At 58.5% G+C, this 22,357-nt stretch carries 23 protein-coding genes; 19 read left to right on the forward strand and 4 right to left on the reverse strand.

The window, feature by feature from the left end:
* The coding region (locus VEJ16_12930) for a DsbA family protein (GenBank protein ID HYB10566.1) at window positions 1–686 on the forward strand (686 nt) is incomplete at its 5' end.
* Between the two features lie 47 nt (window positions 687–733).
* Here the strand turns inward: VEJ16_12930 and maiA are convergent.
* Window positions 734–1,378, reverse strand: coding sequence for a maleylacetoacetate isomerase (gene maiA / locus VEJ16_12935; GenBank protein ID HYB10567.1), 645 nt, complete (start codon window positions 1,376–1,378; stop codon window positions 734–736).
* Window positions 1,379–1,639: 261 nt separating this feature from the next.
* On the opposite strand from maiA, the gene VEJ16_12940 reads away from it, so the two are divergent.
* Window positions 1,640–2,299 (forward strand): hypothetical protein, encoded by a 660-nt coding sequence (locus VEJ16_12940; protein ID HYB10568.1) that lies wholly within the window; start codon window positions 1,640–1,642, stop codon window positions 2,297–2,299.
* A 15-nt stretch (window positions 2,300–2,314) separates the two neighbouring features.
* Here VEJ16_12940 and VEJ16_12945 read toward each other — a convergent pair whose 3' ends face one another.
* Together VEJ16_12945 and VEJ16_12950 are read right to left on the reverse strand one after the other, a co-directional pair.
* The gene (locus VEJ16_12945; protein ID HYB10569.1) at window positions 2,315–3,307 is read right to left on the reverse strand and encodes a fumarylacetoacetate hydrolase family protein; all 993 of its coding nucleotides are present in this window, start codon (window positions 3,305–3,307) and stop codon (window positions 2,315–2,317) included.
* Window positions 3,304–4,443 carry a homogentisate 1,2-dioxygenase gene (locus VEJ16_12950; GenBank protein ID HYB10570.1) on the reverse strand — a complete coding sequence of 380 codons (1,140 nt, stop codon included), beginning with the start codon at window positions 4,441–4,443 and terminating at the stop codon, window positions 3,304–3,306. The genes VEJ16_12945 and VEJ16_12950 overlap by 4 nt, the downstream gene beginning before the upstream one ends.
* Before the next feature lie 111 nt (window positions 4,444–4,554).
* Between VEJ16_12950 and VEJ16_12955 the strand changes: the two genes are divergently transcribed.
* From VEJ16_12955 to VEJ16_12995, 9 genes are all read left to right on the forward strand, one after another.
* Window positions 4,555–5,076 (forward strand): MarR family winged helix-turn-helix transcriptional regulator, encoded by a 522-nt coding sequence (locus VEJ16_12955; GenBank protein ID HYB10571.1) that lies wholly within the window; start codon window positions 4,555–4,557, stop codon window positions 5,074–5,076.
* Window positions 5,066–6,760 (forward strand): AMP-binding protein, encoded by a 1,695-nt coding sequence (locus VEJ16_12960; GenBank protein ID HYB10572.1) that lies wholly within the window; start codon window positions 5,066–5,068, stop codon window positions 6,758–6,760. Before VEJ16_12955 ends, VEJ16_12960 begins: the two co-directional genes overlap by 11 nt.
* 162 nt (window positions 6,761–6,922) lie before the next feature.
* The gene (locus VEJ16_12965; GenBank protein HYB10573.1) at window positions 6,923–7,723 is read left to right on the forward strand and encodes a transporter substrate-binding domain-containing protein; all 801 of its coding nucleotides are present in this window, start codon (window positions 6,923–6,925) and stop codon (window positions 7,721–7,723) included.
* Between the two features lie 7 nt (window positions 7,724–7,730).
* Complete coding sequence (locus tag VEJ16_12970; GenBank protein ID HYB10574.1) at window positions 7,731–8,399, forward strand: amino acid ABC transporter permease; 669 nt, start codon at window positions 7,731–7,733, stop codon at window positions 8,397–8,399.
* Complete coding sequence (locus VEJ16_12975) at window positions 8,396–9,046, forward strand: amino acid ABC transporter permease (GenBank protein HYB10575.1); 651 nt, start codon at window positions 8,396–8,398, stop codon at window positions 9,044–9,046. The genes VEJ16_12970 and VEJ16_12975 overlap by 4 nt, the downstream gene beginning before the upstream one ends.
* A 49-nt stretch (window positions 9,047–9,095) precedes the next feature.
* Window positions 9,096–9,590: a carboxypeptidase regulatory-like domain-containing protein gene (locus VEJ16_12980; protein ID HYB10576.1), complete on the forward strand. Its 495-nt coding sequence runs from the start codon at window positions 9,096–9,098 to the stop codon at window positions 9,588–9,590.
* A 473-nt stretch (window positions 9,591–10,063) separates the two neighbouring features.
* Window positions 10,064–11,002: a D-2-hydroxyacid dehydrogenase gene (locus tag VEJ16_12985; GenBank protein HYB10577.1), complete on the forward strand. Its 939-nt coding sequence runs from the start codon at window positions 10,064–10,066 to the stop codon at window positions 11,000–11,002.
* A 153-nt stretch (window positions 11,003–11,155) separates the two neighbouring features.
* The gene (gene glnT / locus VEJ16_12990) at window positions 11,156–12,613 is read left to right on the forward strand and encodes a type III glutamate--ammonia ligase (GenBank protein ID HYB10578.1); all 1,458 of its coding nucleotides are present in this window, start codon (window positions 11,156–11,158) and stop codon (window positions 12,611–12,613) included.
* Between the two features lie 49 nt (window positions 12,614–12,662).
* Window positions 12,663–13,829 carry an aromatic ring-hydroxylating dioxygenase subunit alpha gene (locus VEJ16_12995; protein ID HYB10579.1) on the forward strand — a complete coding sequence of 389 codons (1,167 nt, stop codon included), beginning with the start codon at window positions 12,663–12,665 and terminating at the stop codon, window positions 13,827–13,829.
* A 35-nt stretch (window positions 13,830–13,864) separates the two neighbouring features.
* Here VEJ16_12995 and VEJ16_13000 read toward each other — a convergent pair whose 3' ends face one another.
* Window positions 13,865–15,097 (reverse strand): agmatinase family protein, encoded by a 1,233-nt coding sequence (locus tag VEJ16_13000; GenBank protein HYB10580.1) that lies wholly within the window; start codon window positions 15,095–15,097, stop codon window positions 13,865–13,867.
* 509 nt (window positions 15,098–15,606) lie between these two features.
* On the opposite strand from VEJ16_13000, the gene VEJ16_13005 reads away from it, so the two are divergent.
* The 8 genes from VEJ16_13005 to VEJ16_13040 all read left to right on the forward strand — a co-directional run bounded on the left by VEJ16_13005 (window position 15,607) and on the right by VEJ16_13040 (window position 22,356).
* A complete protein-coding gene (locus tag VEJ16_13005) occupies window positions 15,607–16,464 on the forward strand; it encodes an EamA family transporter (protein HYB10581.1) in 858 nt (285 codons plus the stop codon).
* Between the two features lie 160 nt (window positions 16,465–16,624).
* Window positions 16,625–17,437, forward strand: coding sequence for a glucose-1-phosphate cytidylyltransferase (gene rfbF, locus VEJ16_13010; protein HYB10582.1), 813 nt, complete (start codon window positions 16,625–16,627; stop codon window positions 17,435–17,437).
* A complete protein-coding gene (gene rfbG / locus VEJ16_13015) occupies window positions 17,401–18,501 on the forward strand; it encodes a CDP-glucose 4,6-dehydratase (protein HYB10583.1) in 1,101 nt (366 codons plus the stop codon). Before rfbF ends, rfbG begins: the two co-directional genes overlap by 37 nt.
* On the forward strand, window positions 18,473–19,756 hold the full coding sequence (locus tag VEJ16_13020; GenBank protein ID HYB10584.1) for a class I SAM-dependent methyltransferase: 1,284 nt from the start codon (window positions 18,473–18,475) through the stop codon (window positions 19,754–19,756). The genes rfbG and VEJ16_13020 overlap by 29 nt, the downstream gene beginning before the upstream one ends.
* Window positions 19,753–20,298 (forward strand): dTDP-4-dehydrorhamnose 3,5-epimerase, encoded by a 546-nt coding sequence (rfbC, locus tag VEJ16_13025; GenBank protein HYB10585.1) that lies wholly within the window; start codon window positions 19,753–19,755, stop codon window positions 20,296–20,298. The genes VEJ16_13020 and rfbC overlap by 4 nt, the downstream gene beginning before the upstream one ends.
* Window positions 20,292–20,780 carry an acyltransferase gene (locus VEJ16_13030; GenBank protein HYB10586.1) on the forward strand — a complete coding sequence of 163 codons (489 nt, stop codon included), beginning with the start codon at window positions 20,292–20,294 and terminating at the stop codon, window positions 20,778–20,780. The genes rfbC and VEJ16_13030 overlap by 7 nt, the downstream gene beginning before the upstream one ends.
* Complete coding sequence (locus VEJ16_13035; protein HYB10587.1) at window positions 20,777–21,595, forward strand: NAD(P)-dependent oxidoreductase; 819 nt, start codon at window positions 20,777–20,779, stop codon at window positions 21,593–21,595. Before VEJ16_13030 ends, VEJ16_13035 begins: the two co-directional genes overlap by 4 nt.
* Window positions 21,592–22,356, forward strand: a complete 765-nt coding sequence (locus VEJ16_13040) for a CmcI family methyltransferase (GenBank protein HYB10588.1) — start codon at window positions 21,592–21,594, stop codon at window positions 22,354–22,356. Before VEJ16_13035 ends, VEJ16_13040 begins: the two co-directional genes overlap by 4 nt.
* Window position 22,357 lies beyond the last annotated feature (1 nt).

Here is a 22,357-nt window from a genome sequence, read left to right on the forward strand (position 1 = left end):
TGATGCTCGTGCCGCTCTCGCTCAGTAACGTCCAGCGTCATGCCGTCGAGGGTGTTTTCGAGCGCTATCTCGACAGTCACCCGGAGCTTGTCGGGAATGCGATAAGCCAACTCGACGCGAGGCAAAAGGCAGCCGTGACGGAGCGCGAACGCGCAGCGATCGCTGCACACGCGGACGCCCTTTTCAACGATCCGGACGATCTTGTCCTTGGGAATCCGAACGGCGATGTCACAATCGTCGAATTCTTTGATTATCGCTGCCCCTACTGCAAGCGCGCATTGCCGGATATAATGCAGACCCTCAAGTCAGACGGCCACATCCGGCTGGTCCTGAAGGAGTTCCCGATTCTCGGGCCCGACTCCCAGCTTGCTGCACGTGCGGCACTGGCCTCAATCAAGCAGGGTAAATATCCTGCATTCCACAGCGCGATGCTCGCTTCGACGGCCACCCTAAACATGGCGACAATCATGTCGATTGCCGAGGCGAATGGAATTGACACCAAGCGCCTTCAGTCGGACATGAAGGCGCCCGAAATCGACGCTCTCATCCGCAAAAACATGCAGCTGGCACAAGGCCTGAAAATCGAGGGCACCCCCGCATTCATTGTCGGGGACAAGCTCGTCCCAGGCGCGGTAGACCAAGCGACCCTTCAGGACCTTGTGCGGAGCGCCCGCAGTAAGGGGTGAGCGCCACTCCAGCCCTATCTCCGGAGCCGTTCTGGCTCGGAGTCTAATCAGGATTCCGCGTCCGGCTGCTTCTCCGGCTGCGCGCGGTCGAACGCTTCGAGGATCATGCATGCTTCGAAGATGCGCTTGAGCGTAGGACGGCGCGTTAGGGGATCCTTATCGAAGCGCATGGCATTAAAGAGTTGCGGGATAAGGCAGATGTCGGCGAGGCCCGGAATGTCCCCGTGGCAGAACTTCCCCGTCTGCCGCTCCCGACCGAGCCTGACCTCGAGCGAGTCGAGGCCAAGATCGATCCAATGCCGGTACCACGTGGCCATCCCCTCCTCGCTCACCTTCAAGTCATTCGTGAGATATCTGAGGACACGCGCATTGTTGATTGGATGAATGTCGCACGCGACCACCTGCGCAAGCGAGCGAACGCGTGCACGGGCAGCAGGCGTTGCAGGCAAAAAGGGCGGCGTCGGATGCGTCTCGTCGAGATATTCCATGATCGCGAGGGACTGACTGACTGTCACTTTGTCGTCAGCGAGCAATGGCACAAGACCTTCGGGGTTGAGCTTTAGATAATCGGGCGAGCGCTGTTCCGCTTTGCGAAGATGCACAAAGACCGGTTCATATGTAAGCCCCTTGAGATTGAGAGCGATGCGCGTGCGAAACGCGGCCGAGGAACGAAAAAAGGTATAAAGCTTCAGCATTGGGGTCTCCTCATCGGACGCTCTCGCCGCAGGGCTCCGCGCACGGCCGTTATTGGCAGCGAATGCGAAATCGCAGGTGGCGGCAGCACCACTTCAAAATCTCTCGCTGAGGCACCCGTTGCTCCGCCATTCATCCCTTAAATGGGCGCTTCGCCCGGTGGCGCGCTTGCACGTTGACGCATAATGGCTACACTGCTGCGCGATACCGATTTAGCGACCCGGCATATTTTTGATGACCTGAATAAGGAGGCGAATCCGATGCCCGCGGCCGGCTGTCACCCAATAGCACCCCACAAAAAGCTTCGCGTTCCCGATTGGTATGCCTCAAGTCTCATGATGGAGCGTGCCCTTGACGCGATCGAACGTCGCGTGGAAAAGCTCGATCGGAATCACGACATACCCTATCTCGCAGGCTACAGCAACGATGGCAAGACTATCTATATCGACCGACACCTGCCGCGCAAAATGAAGAGTCGCGGCCGTGAAATCGAGGTCGACCGTTATCTCATCCTGCATGAGGAAGTCGAGAAAACTCTAATCGACCAGCTCGGCCTCCACTACCTACATGCCCACCAGATTGCGACACGCGCTGAGCAGGCCGCGGTGCGCGCCGAGCGCGTTTCATGGCGTGAGTACGACAGGTTCATGCAGAAATACGTGAAGCGCATCGGTGACGAGCGACTGGTCAAAGTCCCCGGCGATCTCGACCTGAAGCCCTACCGCGACGAGCACGATTACGACCTCATCCAGCGGATGGTTGCCGCGATGGGCAAAGTCGAGGTGCCACATCCGCTGCGCGACCCGAAGCTGCGCCGGATCGTCACAGAGGCCGTGACGGAGTATAAGGCGGGGACCCGCACCGGCAAGGCAGGCAAACCAGTCCGGGCGGCTACCGCAGCTAAGCGCAAGCGAAAATAGGCGACTAAGCTTCGGTCACCCGAAGGGCTCGGCCTTTACGACGGTTTGGTCGATTGCGCCGAAAATCGAATTGCCGTCGTCGTCGAGCATCTCGATGCGAACCCGGTCGCCGAAATGCATGAAAGGCGTCGTGGGTTTCCCTTTCTCGAGAAGTTCGAGGGTACGGATTTCCGCAAGACAGCTTGAACCCGATGACCGGTCTCGGTTGGAGACGGTGCCGGAGCCGATAATCGTGCCTGCGGATAGCGGCCTTGTCTTGGCGGCGTGCGCAATGAGTTCGGGAAAGCCGAACTGCATGTCAGTGCCCGCGTCGGCATGGCCGATTTCGTCGCCGTTCAAGGATACATGAAGGGCGCGATGGAGCTTGCCGTCGCGCCAAGCACTACCGAGCGCATCTGGGGTCACCGCGACCGGTGCGAACGCGGTCGGCGGCTTGCTATGAAAGAAGCCAAAACCTTTCGCGAGTTCCTTTGGAATGAGATTCCTGAGCGAGACATCGTTCGCGAGCGTGACGAGCTTTATGTGATTGGCGGCCGACCCGACAGACACTCCCATCGGCACGTCATCAGTGATGACGGCCACCTCACCCTCCATGTCGATGCCCCAAGCCTCCTCGCTGACGTGGATCGGTTCGTCCGGCGCCAAAAAGCGATCGGATCCACCCTGGTACATCAAGGGATCGACGAGCAGCTCAGGCGGCAACTCGGCACCGCGCGCCCTTCGCACCAGCTCCACATGGAAAAGGTAGGCGCTGGCATCCGCCCACTGGTAGGCCCGCGGGAGCGGCGCGTGCAGGATCTTCGGATTGAGCATGAACGCTTCGCGGCACTGTCCATTTTCGAGGAGCCTCGCGACCGAGCGAAGCTCCGCCTCGCAATCAACCCAATCGTCGAGGGCCGCTTGAAGCGTAGTAGCAATCTGCGGGACCTTTACGGCATGCTTCAAATTAGCGCTCACTACGACGAGCGTGCCGTCCCGTTCGCTTGACTTGAGGCTGCCGAGTTTCATTCGGCGGCTTCCTTTCTGATCTTCCAGCTATCGACGTAGCCAGCCCACTCGACCCCCTCCGGCAGTTTGGCGATCGCCAGAGCATCGCGTGCGTCGATCATGACGGCGACTTCATCTGTCTCCTTCTTCGCGGCCTTTGCTCCGGCCGCAAAGGCCTTCGGGTGCGGCCCGTGCGGAAAACCGCAGGGATGCAGTGTCACCATGCCAGGGTGAATGTTATCTCTGCTGAAGAATTCGCCTCGGTGGTAGAAGATCACTTCGTCGAAATCGTTGTTGGAGTGGTAGAACGGCACTTTGAGCGCGCCCGGATCGCTCTCGACCGGTCGAGGCACGAACGTGCAAACGACGAACCGGCTCGCAAGGAAGGTCGTGTGCGCGGAGGGCGGCACGTGAAACCGATGGCTCATTAACGGCCGGATGTCGCGCCAATTGAGTTTGACCGGTGCCAGATCCCCCTGCCAACCGATCGCGTCGAGCGGATTGTATGGATAAGTTATGGTGCTGATCTCCTCGCCGCGCTTGATTGCCACGCGCCACTCGCGTTCAGACTGTTGCGCACGGAATGCTTCGTCGATTTTGGGAGTCTCAAGAACGCCGAGATCGAAAACGGCCTGGGGTCCAGCAATTCCGCGCTCGGCGATCACGTAATTATCGTTAGTGGCCTCGATGAGAAGTGCAGTGAACGGCCCCTTCGCCTCGATCCGCCACATGGTGCCGCGCGGCAGCATGACATAGTCGCCTTCGCTATAGCTCAAATGGCCGAAATCGCAGAAGAGGTCGCCTTCGCCCTCGTGAAAGAATAAGAGTTGGTCCCCGTCGGCGTTACGCACGAGATGGTCCATCTTGCCGGAACCGCGCCAGAGCCTGAATTTGACCGCATCGTTATGGAGGATATTGTCGGCCTCCCACGGCGACGCAACCATGCCGTTGAGCTTGGTAAGATCGAACGCGTGCGGCCGCAAGCTGCCCCGCCAGTCGCTCCAGCCAGTTGGCGGATGACGGTGATAGAATTGCGTAGCGGGGCCGAAAAAACCTTCCTTGCCGAACTCCCGCTCGTAAGTGCCGTCCGGAAGATCGCAATGAGCCTGGCGCGAGGCAATACCTTCGCGACGCGGTAATGAAATCCATTTTTTCATGGCTGAAGCTCCAGCGGTCGTTTAACGCCGGGGCCGGTGCACCAATGCGCTTGACCCGAGCGGATTCGATCCGCAATATAGTTTCAATTGAAACTAATGTGAAGCGGGGAAATGACCAGATCGCCGTCGACGCGCAAGATTTTTGGACCGAATGAGGAACGCACGGCTCCCATCGGCCGACTGATCCTCGAGCGGTTTTTGCCTTATCGGCTCTCGGTGCTCGCGAACACGCTAAGCCGAGCGGTTGCGCGCACCTATGACCGACGCTTTGGGCTGAGCATTCCCGAATGGCGCGTGATGGCCGTACTTGCACGATACGAGGCCTTATCGGCGGTCGAGGTTGCTGCGTGCACGGCCATGGACAAGGTGCGGGTCAGCCGTGCCGTCGCGCGACTGTTGCACGCAGGCGTTCTCCGCCGCGAGACCGACCGCATGGACCGCCGCCGCTCGGAACTACGCCTTTCGCCGCGCGGCATTGCCACGCATGCGCAGATCGTTCCATTCGCACTCGGGGTCGAACGAGAGCTCCTTGCCGTCCTTAGCGAGGAAGAGCGCCGCTCGCTCGACCGGCTCCTAGCAAAACTTCAAACGCGCGCTGAGGAAATCGGGAGAGGTGCCAACAATGCTCGTTGAGGACATAAGCTATGTGTGCGGCGTCAGTCTTGCTCCACTCGGTTACCGCACAGTCGGATCAGCCTTCGACGAGGCCGCCAATCGCTGGGGCGAGCGCGATGCGTTGGTCGTGCGCCACCAAGGACTCCGGTACTCTTATGAGGAGCTGCGCCAATCCGTCGATCGCGTCGCAGCGGGGATTCTCGCTCTCGGCATCGGGCCCGGCGACAGACTTGGCATATGGTCGCCCAATTGCGCGGAATGGGTGATCACCCAGCTCGCCACGGCCAAAGCGGGCGTGATCCTCGTTAACATCAATCCCGCCTACCGCCTCTCGGAGCTGGAATATGCGCTCAACAAATCGGGCTGCAAGGCGTTGGTCACGGCCGACCGTTTCAAGAGCAGCGATTACATAGGTATGCTGTGTACGCTCGCCCCCGAGCTTGCGAATGCCGAGCCGGGCAATCTCCGAGCGTCGAAGCTGCCCGCACTGCACTGCGTAGTCCGCCTCGGGACGGAGCGAACGCCTGGTATGCTCAACTTCGACGACATTGCCAGGAAGGCGCTTCCGACGCACGCGGCACGGCTCCAGGACATCAGTCGGCATCTCCAGCCGGACGAACCGATCAATATACAGTTCACGAGCGGTACAACAGGCCTTCCCAAGGGCGCCACACTCACTCACTTCAATATCGTCAACAACGGATTCTTTATAGGTGAGGCAATGCGTCTGACCGAGCGGGATCGGCTCTGCATCCCCGTGCCGCTTTATCATTGCTTCGGCATGGTGCTCGGAAACCTCGCATGCATCACGCACGGTGCCGCGATGATATATCCATCGGACGCGTTCGAGCCGCGAGTCGTCCTGGAAACGGTGCAAGCCGAGAAATGCACGGCGCTGCATGGCGTTCCGACCATGTTCATCGCGGAACTCGATCATCCCGATTTCGCCACCTTCGATTTGCGCACTCTGCGAACCGGGATCATGGCGGGCTCACCCTGCCCGATCGAAGTCATGAAGCGGGTGATCAGCGAGATGCACATGTCCGAAGTGACCATTGCCTACGGCATGACGGAGACGAGCCCCGTGAGTTTTCAGAGTAGCGTCGACGACCCGCTCGAAAAACGTGTTGCAACGGTCGGGAGAATCCAACCGCATGTCGAGGTCAAGATCATCGATCTCGACGGAAGAGTGGTCCCACGCGGCGCGACCGGCGAGCTGCTCACGCGGGGCTATTCGGTGATGCTCGGCTATTGGGAGGATGAAGGGCGAACGCGTGAGGCGATCGATGCGGCGGGCTGGATGCATACAGGCGATCTCGCGACGATCGACGAAGACGGCTATTGCAATATTGTCGGGCGGCTCAAGGATATGGTTATCCGCGGCGGAGAAAACATTTATCCCCGTGAGATCGAGGAATTCCTTTACCGCCATCCTAAAGTCCAAGACGTCCAGGTTTTCGGCGTGCCGGATGCGAAGTACGGCGAGCAGCTTTGTGCATGGATCAAGCTTCGCCCGGGTGAGCAGGCGAACGCCGATGACATTCGGAACTTTTGCAAGAACCAAATCGCGCACTACAAGGTCCCGCACTACATTACCTTCGTGGACGAGTTTCCAATGACTGTTACGGGCAAAGTGCAGAAATTCGTGATGCGCCGCCGTATGATTGAGGAACTGGGTATTGAAGAACAAAAGACGGCTTAGCGCGGGAAGTCCCGCGCGACGAATGCGCGCCGAGGCTCATAGGAAAAGCTCCGGTCCTCACAAAATACATAGCATGGCGGGCTCGGCTCCACTAACATTTGAGGGGGATGTTCGTGGCTTCGACAGAATCGGGCCGATCGTATTTACGAGGGGGGGGTAACCATGTGCATTTCAGCGACGAAATGGCCGCGTTTTTTGCTGTTCGCCTCCTTGGCATTGGCGATTTGCGTTGCTTGGGGAGGCTATGTCCGCGCGGACGAACTTGACGACATAACCAAGGCCGGCGTTGTCAAGATTGGCGTTTTTCAGGATTTCCCGCCCTTCTCTTCGGCCGGCCCGGACTTGAAGCTCCAGGGCTATGATATCGATGTCGCGGACATCCTGGGAAAGGCTCTCAAGGCTAAGGTTGAGCTCGTCGGAGTGACCGGTCAGAACCGCATTCCTTACTTAACCGAACATAAAGTGAATTTCCTGCTCAGTGTCGGACAGAGTGCGGAACGCGCAAAAATAATCGACTTCACTGACGCCTACGCACCCTACTACATCGCCGTGATGGGGCCGCGGTCTGTCGACGTGAAAGGTCCGGCGGATCTCAAGGGCAAGACAGTCGCCGTCAATCGCGGCACGCTCGAAGACACATCACTCACCGACGTAGCGCCGCCGGAAACGGACATAAAGCGCTTCGACAATTATAATGGCGTTATATCCGCTTTCCTCTCGGGCCAGGTTCAGCTCATGGTCGTCGGTAACGACGTGGGCGCTACCATTTTGGCGAAGCATCCCGCGATCGAGCCCGAGCAGAAATTCGAGCTCATGACTTCGCCGGATCACATCGGCTTGAACAAGAATGAACCGCGGCTTCAGCAAGCCCTCAACGACGCGATCGCTCAAATGAAAAAGGACGGGAGTCTCGACGCGATTTCGAGAAAGTGGCTCTTCCAGCCACTTCCAAAAGACCTCTGAACGGGTAATGGGCTATCAGCTCGATTTTGGAGCGCTGCTTCAATATCTAAGCCTGTTCCTCGAAGGCACGGCAGTGACCTTGGGCCTGACGGCGGTCGCTGCGACGCTTGGAATCCTGCTCAGTATCGGCGGTGCGGCCACTGCGAGCGGTGGCGCGGCGTGGGGCCGCATCGTCGTGAACAGCTACGTCGAGCTGATCAGGAATACGCCATTCATCGTGCAGATGTTCTTTGTCTTTTTCGGCCTGCCGAGCCTGGGGTTGCACTTGACGGCGCTGCAAGCCGCGATGCTCGCAATGACGATCAACCTCACAGCCTACTCGATCGAGATCGTCCGTGCCGGAATTGAGGCCGTTCCTCGCGGGCAACGCGAAGCCGGCTTGGCGCTTGGCCTGCATACAATGCCGATCTTCCGGCTCGTCATCCTGCCCCAGGCACTGGCGAATGTTTATCCGGCACTGGTCAGCCAAATTATCATCACGATGCTCGAGTCGGCGGTGGTTTCGCAGATCTCGGTGACCGATCTCACTTACGCAGCGGATTTTATTCAATCACGGAACTTCCGTGCCTTCGAAACGTATCTTGTCGTTACCGTCGTCTATCTCCTGCTCGCTATTGCACTGCGGCGGCTCTTTGCGCTCTACGGCCGACGATTCTTTAAGGGACGCGTTCCATGATCAGCTTCACACCGTGGGATCTTGCCCAAAACCTCCTCTTCGCCGCGCGCTGGACGGTGCTGCTCTCAATCATCGCATTCATCGGCGGTGGTTGCTGGGGGCTAATTTTGCTCATGCTTCGCTATGCGCGAATCAAGGGAGTTATGAAGGCGATTACGCTTTACACCGAGGCGTTTCAAGGAACACCGCTGCTTATGCAGCTCTTTCTCGTGTTCTTCGGCATACCACTCCTGGGCATCGATGTTTCGCCCTGGCTCGCCGCGGGCGTCGCCCTCACGCTTTACGCGAGCGCCTACCTCGCCGAGATATGGCGCGGCTGTGTGGATGCTATCCCACGCGGCCAGTGGGAGGCAAGCGCCTCGCTCGGGATGCGCTATGTCGCGCGCATGCGGTACGTGATTCTGCCCCAGGCCTTGCGGATCGCAATACCGCCGACGGTTGGCTTTCTGGTGCAACTCGTGAAGAGCACAGCGCTCACATCCATCATCGGTTTTCAGGAACTGACAAAGACCGGAGAAATCCTGACGAACGCGACGTTCGAGCCCTTCACGGTCTATGGGATGGTGGCGCTTATATACTTCGCGATGTGCTATCCCTTGACCGCATGCTCACGCGCCTTGGAAAGGACCTTCGCCGCAACCACATAATGGGCGGTCGGCTAACGGGAGAGGGGGACGCTCGCCGGCGGCTCGTCCCGTGCCCGGTCTCATTGGCAAGGCCGCGGGTGTGGCGTTTTGCGCCTGCGACGGCGCTCATCATGCGGAGGACGTGAAAATGTCCCTGAACAAGATTTCCTTGCTATTCGTGACAATTTCCCTGTTCGGGCTTCCGGCGTATGCCCAGCTCGTGATCGAGCCTCACACCGAAAACGGCATCACTTACGTGAGCGGCGGGGTTGGAGCTGAGGGTGTGGAGCAAATTCGCCAGCTCGAGAAAGACTACAACCTGCACCTCCTTTTCGCCATACAAGGCTCGGGAGACTACCTCTCGCGCGTTTACGTGAAGATCCTCGATGGACAAGGGCACGCACTCGTCGACACGATGTCGGAAGGTCCGTATTTTCTCGCGAAGCTTAAACCCGGAAAATACGACGTGATCGCCGAAAGCGATGGCAAAACGATTGACAGGCGCGTCGACGTTTCCCAGGGCCACGCGACCACGGTGTCGCTGTACTGGCCCGAGTCGCAATAGTCGAGGCAGCGCGAGGCCTCATTGCGCCTTCCACGAGCTCAATACGCCATTGCGTCAGCCGCGCGAGGGCGCTTTTCGTGGAGGTGCTCATTCGCTCAAAGTGAAGGATCGACCGGGCCGGTCCAGTGAGTACTCGTGCCTAAATGATTCCGTGCCCGTAGTACGGCCGGACCGGGACCCGCTGATATTCGTCGTCTTTGAAAAGTGCGAGACGCCTGTGTCGCCTTTCGTATAGTACACGACCATTGGCACGGCCCGGGAAAAGCGCATCCGCAGGGTGCGCTAATCCTGGCTGTCCCCTGTGATTGAAAGCGTTCGAGCAACAGAAAGGGCTGGCAATGACAGCGTCTAAGGCGGCGAGGAGCTCGCGTCCCCGCTCGAAAGAAAAGCCAGGGTGCCGACGAAAGTCTTCCGCAAGGCCCTCCGGACGGAGGCTGCACCTCCATCTCGAAAATCCTCAATCCTTTGGTGAAGTGTTCGAGGTAACACCTCAGCGAGTCAAAAAGGCGCTCGCGGCATATCCGGCCCTCAGAGAAAAGGTCAGGGTAACAATCGGCTACGACGGCGATATTTTTGACAGTGCACTGAAGACAGCCGACGTCCTTTTCGGATGGAGCTTCGAGCGTAACAATCTCGCCAAACGGGCGCCGAACCTTCGCTGGATTCACGTCCACGGCGCAGGCGTCAATCATCTTATGCCGCTCGACTGGTTGCCGCCCGGTGCCGTGCTGACCAACAGTCGCGGCGTTCACGGCTCGAAGGCCGACGAATACTCGATAATGTCAATCCTCATGCTCAACAACCGGCTGCCCGAAATGGTCGCTAGTCAGCGTCGTGCATCGTGGAATCAGGTATTCAGCACGGGGATCAAGGGGAAGACTCTCCTGATCGTCGGCGTCGGGCACGTGGGGGGTGGGGCCGCCAAATGGGCGAAGCGATTTGGGCTCACCGTGATAGGCATTCGCAGGACAGGTAAGCCGCACCGTTTTGTCGATGCGATGTATCGGCCGAGCGCCATTCGCCGCCTCCTTCCGAAAGCCGATTTCGTATTGATCGCCGCACCCCACACACGGGAAAGTCATCATCTCATCGGCGCACGCGAGATCGCACTCTTGAAGACGGGCGCTGGGATCGTGAATTACAGCCGCGCCAATCTCGTCGATTACGACGCTTTGAAGACGCGGCTTGAAAAAAACGAGTTGAGCGCCATTCTCGATGTGTTCGAACCCGAGCCGCTGCCAAGCGGGTCTTGGCTTTGGCATGTGCCGAATCTCATCATTACACCCCATTGTTCGTCGGACGACCGGGAGCTCTACACAATCAATACCCTCAAACTCGTCTTCCGGAACATGGAAAGGTTCATTGCGGGCAAACCGCTTGTCAATCGCGTCGACCCGCACTTCCAGTATTGACCGCGCCGGGTTTGCAATTGACCTGCTAATTATTTTTGAGGATCATTTTGCGCGGGAGAGGGAACATTGGACAGTTCCGAGCACACGCTTCGGCTGACGCAAAATTCGAGCACGGCGCGGTTGCCGTTGTGAACCGAACGGCGGGGTCTATCGATGGCCAGCAGACTTCGTAGAAGGAGCGGCACGCTGGCACGTGTGCCTGCGAAGGAGCCGAAACCGGCTGATATCGCCGCACTCGCACGGCAATTGCAAGAAGCCGGCGTCAAGTATTGCCTTGCGTCCTATGTCGACCTCCACGGCATACCTAAGGCTAAGAGCGTGCCGATCGGTCACTTTGGCCGCATGATGCGCGGGTCCGAACTATTCACGGGGGCTGCGATCGACGGGCTTGGGCAAGCGCCAAGCGACGATGAACTCGCCGTGCATCCAGATCCCTGGGCGATTACGGCCCTGCCATGGCGTCCGGAGATTGCCTGGGCTCCGGGAAATCTCCGCTTCCACGGCGAACCCTGGCCCATGTGCTCCCGCAACGTCCTGCAGCGACAGGTAAACCGGCTTGCAAAACTGGGATTCGGTTTCAACCTCGGCGTTGAGTGCGAAATCTTCCTGGTTCGCCGCGAAGGGGACATCATCGTGCCCGCTAATCCTCTCGACGTAATGGCGAAGGCGGCGTACGACGTCGTGGGACTCCTCGAGAATCTGAGTTGGCTCGATGAGATTGTTGGGTACATGAACAAGCTCGGCTGGGAAGTTCATTCATTCGACCACGAGGACGCCAACAGCCAGTTCGAATTCGATTTTGCCTTTGCCGATGTGCTAGCGATGGCGGACCGCTTCGTTCTTTGGCGTCTCATGATGAAGGAAATTTCGCGCCGCCATGGCTGGGACGCGACGTTCATGGCCAAGCCTTACGCGGACCGCACCGGCAGCGGCGCCCATTTCAACATGTCGCTTCGCGATCTCAGGAGCGGTCAAAATGTCTTTGGCGACCGACGCGACATACGCGGTTGTGGCCTGTCGAAAACCGCATATCAGTTTATGGCTGGCATCCTTCGGCACGCCCCGGCAATCGTCGCGATGACTTGCCCTACAGTCAACTCCTACAAACGCCTTATAAAGACAGGGTCGATGACCGGTTACACCTGGGCGCCAATCTTCATATCCTATGGGGGCAATAACCGTACCCATATGCTGCGCGTGCCATTGCTACGGCCTGAGATCGAGGATAACGCGGCGGATCACAAGGGGGTATATCTGTCTGCGGCAAGAATCGAGTGCCGAGCGGTCGATCCAAGCATGAATCCATATCTCGCGGCGGCCATGGTACTTGGCGCCGGGATCGAAGGTATCGAGAACGACTTGGACCCGGGCGATCCAATCGACGTGAACATGTACGAATTGAGCGAGACCGAACTCGAGCGACGTGGCGTCAAAAGCCTGCCGCGCACGTTGCTTGAAGCCGTCGAGGCCTTTGCCGCAGATCCACTGTCAAAGTCAGTTTGCGGCGAAGATCTCCACGATGCCTTCGTCACACTCAAGACGCAGGAATGGTGGAGCTATCATAATGCAGTTTCGAAGTGGGAGATCGACAATTACCTGACGAAGTACTGATACCCGCGAGCGGACAGGCCCGCCAACAAGGGATCGAGGAGATAGTGACATGATGGCGCATGAGAACATCTTCGATCCCGCGCATTACGCGAAAGTCCGCCTCCCTCACCTTCAGGCGGAGACGCTGCCCACATGGTGCTATCGCTCGCAGGCGTTTTACGACCGTGAAGTCGAGCGGATGTTCAAGAAGTCGTGGAACTTTTTGGGCCGCGAGGATGAGGTCCCGGATCCGGGCGATTACAAATGCTTCGAGATGTTCGGTGAATCCATCGTCGTGCTTCGCGATCGAGCCGGCGATGTTCGCGCCTTCGCAAATACCTGCCGCCATCGCGGCACACGGCTCCTTCGCGACCGGGGTAATTGCCGTGCGATCACGTGTCCCTACCACGCCTGGTCCTACGCGCTTACTGGGGAATTGATCGCCACGCCCGGTATGGAGAAGACCTTCAACTTCGATCGTGCGGAATACGGCCTCGTCCCGGTCAGGCTCGAGACGTGGGATGGTCTCATGTTCGTCACCTTCGACGCGGCCTGCCCGAAACTTCTCGATTACCTCGGCAATCTTCCGAAAATCATGGCCTCCTACAAGCTCAGCGAGATGGTTTGTGTACGTCAAAAAGAATATGAGCTCGCTTGCAATTGGAAGATCTATCTGGAAAACGCCATGGAGGAGTACCACACGCCGACCGTTCACAGGGCGTCGATCGGAAAGCAGACGATCCAACAGTTAGAAACCGTCGGCGAATGGGACGGCGGCTACATGCGCTCCGAGCGCACGATCGCTCTGCTTCCCGAGGACGTAAACAAGGCATTTCCGCACGTTCCGGGCCTCGATGCGAAAGCCGCCAATGGCACGTATTTTTTGGTCGTCTATCCGGCGGCCTTCTTCATAATGACACAGGATTGCATGTGGTGGCTCCAGCAATTGCCATTGGGCCCTGACCGAACGAAGGTCGTGATTGGTTCATGCTTTCCGCGTCCGACCGTTGCACGGCCCGACTTCTCCGATACGGTACAAAGCTATTATCGCCGGTGGGACAAGTCGCTGCCGGAAGATAACCATATCTCGGAGACCCAGCAGCTCGGCATTCGCTCAAGTTTCAGCCGACCGGGCAGGTACTCGCATCTCGAGCCGGTCGTCCACAAAATCGCGAATTGGGTGTTGGACCGTGTACTCGACCAGGCTTGCACGCAAGCAGGCAATCATGCGCCGTGAGGCGAAGATGACAGACGGCCTCTAAGGACGAGTCATCAGGAGGATTTCTTCGCCCCTCGTGGCTTCCGTGGTGAAGGTTTCCGCGAAGCGGTGGACACAGTTTTCATGACGCGCGAGCGATGGCCGAGCTTGCCTTCGACAATCATGGTGCCAAGGACATCGAGCATGACCCGGCAGGCAAGCTGTGCCGTATTTTCGTTCACGTCGTATGGCGGTGCGACCTCGACAACTTCCATGCCGCATAGCCCCTCACGAGCGATCAGACGAACCATTTCAAGTGCTTCGCGGGGAAGCAGGCCGCCTGGCTCCGGCGAGCCTGTGCCGGGTGCAAAGCCCGGGTCAATCGAATCGATGTCGAAGGAGAGATAAACTGCCTTGCAACCCTTCCACGCGAGCTCGAGGGCTACCTCGGCTGCTTTCCGCGGACCGAGTTCCGTAATATCCGTCATCGTCAATACGCTGGTGCCACGCCGCCGTGCAACGATGGCACCGGGCCGAGAGCCGTACCAACCGCCAATACCAACTTGGACAAGGTTCTCCGGTCGGCAATTTGGTAGACCGACATCGTGCATATGGCTGTGGTCGCGGTGCGTGGTTGCCGAGGGCTCGTGTGTCGTCCAGTACCACGGCGTTGTGTGCATCCGCTCATCCATGTCCTTTTCCTGGATGTCGAGATGTCGGTCGAGATGAACGATGCCGACGTTGCCGTCGACGTGAGGGGCGATGCCGCGGACATTCGGGAAACCGAGACTATGGTCGCCGCCGCAAATTATAGGAAATGCGCCGGACGTGTAGATATGGGAGATCGCCTTAGTGACCTGATCAAAGGTTTTTTCGATGTTGCCAGGGATGACGAATACGTCGCCAACGTCGCAAAAGTCGAGCTCCTCGTAAATATCGACGGCGCCATCGATGGAATAGCCGTCGTAAAGCGCGGAAATTCGCCGTACCGCCTGGGGACCAAAACGCGCACCCGGCCGATAGGTCGTCGCCGTGTCAAATGGCACGCCCACGAACGCAGCCTCGTAATTTGAGACCTTGCGGACGTCTTCGCAGTAGGGCGCCTTCATGAAGGTGTTTATGCCGGCGAATGCCGGCTGGTGGCCTCTGCTGAAGCAGGAGATTGTCCGATCGACAATCGACGCGGCTCCCTCCAAGCCGAGCAGCAAAGATCGCTCGACCTCCTCTTGCTGCTTGCTTTGGGAAATGCGCGAGAGTCGCTTTAGATTGCGATTTCCACGAAACTCGGGCGTTTTGCGCGTGGGCATTGTGATCGTTGTGCCTTTGAGCAATATTCCCGGGTTGACCGGCTCTAGCGCGAAATCATGTACCAATTCGGCACAGCGGGCAAGCCAGTCCGAGGACCCGGACTGCTCCGAGGGCCGGGAAGCCGCGAATATGGGATAATCCGAGCTCCGGAGCATGCTTCTCCTCTTGTCGCGGTGCGCTGCAGCGGCCTTCATCGCTTGGCGCGACGACGCGTTCGAATTACCGCTCCTGGCACTTCTCCGACTTGGTGCTGCGCCTGACTTCAGTGCTCGACCCGCGCAAAAGCGGATATCGAACAACCGCTCCTCAACGATCTCAATTTATGCGTACATGGTCTCGCGCTCGACGCCGATGAACGAATCACCGGCCCTATCTCTCGAATCGACACTGCGTCGGCCGCAGACGTTTGAATCGACCCTTAAGGGAGCTGCCGCACCACGGCCTTGAGACGAAACATGCGAATAAAACATCGACACAGGCTGAGCTATTGCCGCCTCGAAGGGCTTAAATGAACGCGGGCATCTGGGGTGGATTGAGTGCCTTAAGTCTCGGGACCGCGGATTTTCTCGCGCGATTCACAACCCGGGGAATGGGCAAGGAGAGTACGGTTTTCGGCATACTCGCTTTCGGTGTTGCCTTCCTCACTGGCATTTCAATCCTCTCCCATCAATCGTTTGCCTACACTGCATCGAGCATCCGATTGCTCGCCGTGAACGGGGTCTCGACCACGGCCATGACCCTGTTGCTCTATCAAGGTCTCGCCCGCGGTCCTGTCACGGTTGTCGCACCGATTGTCGCGAGCTACCCCGCACTGATCGTCGTCTTCGACCTCGTAATGGGCGATGTCCCAACCCTGCCCCAATGGATCGGTATGGGGATGACAATCGTCGGTGCGATTGTCGTCGGGCGATTCGCGGGTGCTGAGCCGCGCGCTGCGACGCGCGGCGCGCGCGAGGACCGCATCACGATCGTGATATCGGTCGCAGCGGCGGTTGCGTATGCAATCCTCGTCATAAGCGGCCAAGCGGCAATTCAATCCCGTGGCGCAATTCAAGCTTTGTGGCTCGGCCGCGTCATAAGCTTTCTCGCCCTCTGTGCGCTTATGATGGTGCGGCGAATTCGGCCTACAATTCCGCGTCGATGGTGGCCAGCACTTTCGATCCAGGCCCTTCTCGATGCGGGAGGCTATCTTCTGTTGCTGTTTGGCAGCGGTGGAGAAGGTGGCCGGATCGCTGCCGTCGTCGGTTCCAGTTTTGGTGCGGTGACCACCCTCCTCGGTTGGCTCGTATTAAGGGAAGCGATCGGAAAGATCCAATGGGTCGGAATTGCATGCGTATTTGCTGGTGCGGCGATTCTATCCGGATGACCCGATGCGGACAGAGTGGCCCTGGAACCCTCGAAACAGCGATGCCATTTAAGCAATGATTAACCTCACCTCCCGAAAATGACGCGACGCACGGGTGGGCTGCGTCTTGCGGCGATCGCCCGGGTATCCCAGTCCCGATTTCGTGGGAGGACTCTTCGCCGTGAATGCCGCCAAAGACCTCGACGTCGTTCTCCTTTGCGGGGGTCTCGGCACGCGTTTGCGGGAGGAAACCGAATTCAAGCCGAAGCCCATGGTGGAGATCGGCGGCCGGCCGATCATGTGGCACATTATGAAGCATTTCAATCACTTCGGGGCCAAGCGATTTGTATTGGCGCTGGGCTATCGCGGCGACATGATCCGTGACTATTTCGTTAACTATCACTTGAGGAGCCGCGACCTCGAAGTGGATTTGAGTTCGGGTGCCGTCTCGGCTCTCAACAACGGCGCCTGCGACGAATGGCAGGTCGTGCTCGCGGAAACGGGTTCAGAGAGCCTCACGGGAGCTCGTATTCGTCGGGTCCTCAAATATCTTCGTGGATCCCGTTTCTTCGCGACCTATGGCGATGGCGTGTCGAATGTAAATCTCGATAAGCTTCTGGCGTTCCACAAGAGTGCCGGCCGGCTCGCCACCGTGACCGCAGTACATCCGTCTTCGCGCTTTGGCGAACTCGCCATCGCCGACGGCCTCGTTAAAAACTTTCGCGAGAAGCCCCAGGTCGCCGAAGGCTGGATCAATGGCGGCTTTTTCGTCTTCGAGAAGGCGGCCTTCGATCGTCTGCGCCCGAACGACAACCTGCCGCTCGAGACAGCGGTGTTGGAGACTCTCGCCGCCGAAGGTCAACTCGCGGTTTACCAGCATCACGGCTTCTGGCAGTGCATGGACACGGTGCGCGAGATGCAACTTCTCAATGAAATGTGGCAGGAAGGCCGTGCACCTTGGCACCTTTGGGCGCCGCAGCGGTTGACCGCGTGAGCGATTTTTGGCAGGGGCGTCGCGTCTTCGTGACGGGCCATACTGGCTTCGTCGGTGGCTGGCTTGCCTTGTCGTTAGTGCGAAGAGGTGCGCGCGTTACGGGTTATGCATTGCCGCCCCCGACGAATCCGTCCTTCCATACCGCAATCGGACTCGATCGGCTCGTCGACGGCATTGAAGGCGACGTGCGCGATTTACCCGGACTCACCAAGGCGCTCGCCGATGCGAAGTCCGAGATCGTAATGCATCTCGCAGCACAACCGATTGTGCGTCGCGCATACGACGATCCCGTCGAGACATTTTCGACCAACGTGATGGGCACCGTTTGTCTGATGCAGGCAATGCGAGGCATCGAAAGTCTACGGGCGGCGATCATAATGACGACGGACAAGGTCTATGAAAGCCGCGAATGGCTTTGGGGATATCGCGAGGACGATCGACTTGGCGGACGCGAGCCGTATGGCGTCTCCAAGGCTTGCGCGGAACTTGTCGTCGACGCATTCCGCCATTCGTACATCGTGGACGGCTATCGACGCGTCGGCATCGCGACTGTCCGCGCCGGCAACGTGATTGGCGGTGGAGACTTCGCACTCGACCGACTTGTGCCGGACGCCGTGCGCGCGTTTTCTCAGAGCCGCCCGCTTCAGCTCCGCAATCCCAAGGCCGTCCGGCCGTGGCAGCACGTGCTCGATCCGGTTGCGGGGATTCTCTCGCTCGCCGAACGACTTTGCGAAGCGCCTGACGTCTATGCCGGAAGTTGGAACGTCGGACCTCCGGAGGCCGACGCCAAACCCGTCGCCTGGATCGCCGACTGCCTCGCCTCATCGTGGGGCGAAGGTGCCACTTGGATCCTCGCCGAGGGTGCTCATCCATACGAGGCGCGCCATTTGGCGCTAAACAGCACCAAGGCATTTGTCGAACTCGGTTGGCGGCCGAGTTGGGATACCGAGACCACGTTGGACCGCTCCGTCGCCTGGTATAAGGCACATCTCAACGGCCGCAATGACATGCGCGGCATTTCGCTCGATCAGATCGATGCTCACGTCGCTTGCCGCTCGAATTGAGAATGTCGGCGCCGCCGCAAGTTCGAGTGCCGCGTGCTGCCGATTCTGCGGCGCGGCACTCTTAGAGAGTTTTTGCGATCTCGGCACATCGCCTCTCGCCAATAGATATCTGACAACCGAGGATCTCGGCCGCATGGAGCCGACCTATCCACTCCATGCCTTTGTCTGCACCGCCTGCTTTCTTGTCCAGCTCGAGGCATTCGAACCGCCCGAGAGAATATTTGGCGACTACGCCTATTTCTCGTCCTATTCGAAGAGCTGGCTGGAGCATTGTCGCTCGCACGCGGAGAAAACATCGCAGCGCCTCGGCCTTGACGCCCAGAGTCTGGTCGTCGAGGTGGCGAGCAACGACGGATACTTGCTCCAATATTTCCGAGATCTCGCAATCCCTGTCCTGGGCATCGAGCCTGCACGGAATATCGCCGAGGTGGCAAGATCGAATGGCATCTCAACGTTGGTGCGGTATTTCGGGACGGAGCTTGCACATGAGCTAGTCGAGCAGGGTCGAAAGGCCGATCTGATCGTTGCAAATAACGTGATTGCGCACGTGCCCGAGCTTAATGATTTTGTTATGGGCCTTTCCCTTCTGCTCAAGCAGCATGGCGTCATCAGTATCGAATTCCCTCATCTTCAGAGTCTTATTGAGCGCGTCCAGTTCGACACGATCTATCATGAGCATTTTTCTTATTTCTCGTTCACGACCTTGGAACGGATTTTTTCGCTACATGGGTTGCGCATTTTCGATGTCGACGTGTTAGCAACCCACGGCGGCAGTTTGCGGATTTGGGTCTGCCATCGGGAGGCAAGTCATTCTGAAAGTCCATCTCTCGCCCGCATGAGGGCGCAAGAAGGTGGCGCAGGTCTGGGCGGGATCGAAATCTACCGTGGCTTCGAGCGCAAGGTGCGAACCATAAAGCGCCAGCTTCTCGAGTTCCTGATCCAAGCCAAAGGTGAGGGTAAGCACGTTGTCGGTTACGGTGCAGCCGCAAAAGGAAACACGCTCCTCAATTATTGCGGCGTGCGGACGGATTTCCTCGACTATGTGGTCGATCTCAATCCTTACAAGCAGGGCCGCTGGCTGCCGGGCACGCGTATCCCGATTGTCGCCCCCGACCGGCTCGCAACAACCAGGCCCGACTATCTCCTGATACTGCCGTGGAATATCAAAGACGAAATCATGTCGCAAATAGCCTACATTCGCGATTGGGGCGGAAAATTCGCGATTCCCGCCCCGATGCTCAAGGTTGTGCCGTGAAATTCGTTCCCACTCCCTTTGCCGGCGCCTTCATCATCGAGCCGGAGCGTCTCGAGGACGAGCGCGGGTTCTTCGCGCGGTGCTGGTGCCGCACCGAGCTCGAGACTCACGGTCTCGTTGCGTCATTTGCCCAGTGCAACATCTCGTTCAATCGCAAGCTCGGAACCCTTCGCGGTCTCCACTACCAGGCGGCTCCTTATTGCGAGGCAAAGATCGTACGATGTACTCGCGGCCGGGCATTCGACGTGATGGTCGATTTGCGGCCATCGTCGCCGACGCGCCATCATTGGCACGCCGTTGAGTTGAGTGCAGACAATGCGCGCATGGTGTACGTCCCCGAGCATTTCGCGCATGGCTTTCAGACCCTCGAGGACGACACGGAACTCTTTTATCAGATGTCTGAAGACCATCGACCCGAAGCGGCGTGCGGCTTGCGCTTCGACGATCCGGCTTTTGCGATCGCTTGGCCGATTGACAATCCGATCTTGTCGCTGCGCGACTTGTCGTTCCCGCTCCTTGGCGTGGAACAGATCGCATGCTAATCATTTCCCAGAAATCGTGTATCTCGAAGCTCGCTGACATCGAGGACTCGGTGCGTGGGAGCAAGATCGCGATTGACGAAGGGGTGATCATCGATAGCTTCGTCAAAATCAAGCCGGCGGGTGGATCGGGCGATGTGCATATCGGCGCACACTCCGTCATCAACTCTGGCACCGTGATCTACTCGGGAAACGGCGTGAAAATCGGAAAACGCGTCGCGATCGCCGCCAATTGTACATTGGCGCCCACCAATCATGAAATCCGCGAGCGTGGCAAGTGGATCATGGACCAGGGTTTCATGACAAGTCGGGGCGGTATCTTAATCGAGGACGATGTATGGATTGGGGCCAACGCCGTGCTACTCGACGGCGCGATCCTGCGCCATGGGTGTATCGTCGGCGCGGGCACTGTGGTGCGGGGCGAACTCCAGGCCTTTTCGATCAATGTCGGGGTCCCTTCCAGGCGCATAGGGTTTCGCCAATGAGTTTCACCATTCTGGGCGGGTCAGGATTCATCGGATCGCGGCTCGCAATGGAGCTTCGCGCCAGTGGGGAGGAAGTCTTCGCTCCCGGCCGCGACGATGGCGCTTATCTCAGCCGCGAGCTTGGCCACGTCATTTATTGCGTCGGTGTGACGTCGGATTTCCATTCACGCCCACTCGACACAGTCGACGCACATGTAGCGGCACTCATGCCGCTATTGCGCTGCGGCCGTTTCGAGTCTCTTCTTTACCTCTCTTCCACACGGGTCTACCGGGGATGTGCGGACGGCCGCGAAGACGCCATTCTCTCTTTGCGTGTGGAAGCAAGTGACGATCTTTACAACACCTCCAAGCTTATGGGCGAAGCGATTTGTCTGGCCTCGGGTCGGCCTTCGATGCGAGTCGTGCGACTATCCAATGTCTATGGCGAGGGGATGTCTCGAAAGACGTTCCTAGCGTCCATATTGAGGGACGCGGTCGAGACCGGTCTCATGCACCTCAATACCACGCCGGATTCGCGCAAAGATTATCTATCCCTTGACGATTTGACGCCGCTCCTGCCCCGCATTGCCGCCGCCGGCCGCCATCGGATCTATAACGTCGCATCCGGCAGCAACGTGACAAATGGCGAACTCGCCCAACGAATCTCGCACCTGACGGGATGCCGCATAGGCATCGCTGCCAACGCGCGCTCAAGCGTATTCCCCCAAATCTCGATTGATCGCGCGCAGCGCGAGTTCGGGTTTGCGCCTGCCCGACTTGAAGAGCACTTGCCCGCCTTGGTCGAATTCATGCGTCGGGAAATGGTGGCAGCATGATTACGATCGACTTGGAAGGTGGTGTTGTCCGCGTCTTAAGCGGTGGTCGCGAGGAGGTCCACCCGCTCAATTCCTCCGAAGCGTTCGCCATTGTTTCCAAAGCGTGGTTACGTGCTGGTTGGGACGTAAAGTACGTGTACGGATTTAGCTGGATGGGCCGTCCCATCATCCAGTTGCCTGAGGACATGATCCGCATCCAAGAGGCCATATTCACCCTCAAGCCCGACGTCATACTGGAAACGGGCGTGGCTCACGGCGGATCGCTCATTTTCTATGCATCGATATGCAAAGCGATGGAACACGGGCGGATTGTCGGCATCGACATCGAAATCCGTCCACACAATCGAGCGGCAATAGAGGCGCATCCCCTGAAGCCGTGGATCACGCTCATCGAAGGTAGTTCCATCGATCCTGTGACGGTGCGTGCTGCAAAGGCGCTTGTAGCTCCGGGTGAGCGTTGTCTCGTTATCTTGGACTCGAATCATACGAAACAGCACGTTCTTGACGAGCTTGAGGCCTATTGCGACCTTGTCTCGATCGGATCCTATATCGTTGCATGCGACGGGATCATGGGCCTCGTCGCTGGCGGGCCGCGCACGCAACCCGATTGGAGCTGGAACAATCCGACGGAGGCCGCGAAGGCGTTCGCGACGCGTCACCCTGAATTCGCGATTGCGCCGCCCGTCGCTCCGTTCAACGAAAGTGCGGTTACGGAGGCAGTTACTTACTGGCCGGGGGCGTGGCTTAGGCGCGTCAGTTGAT

This window comes from Alphaproteobacteria bacterium (assembly GCA_035625915.1).
GTDB lineage: Bacteria > Pseudomonadota > Alphaproteobacteria > JACZXZ01 > JACZXZ01 > DATDHA01.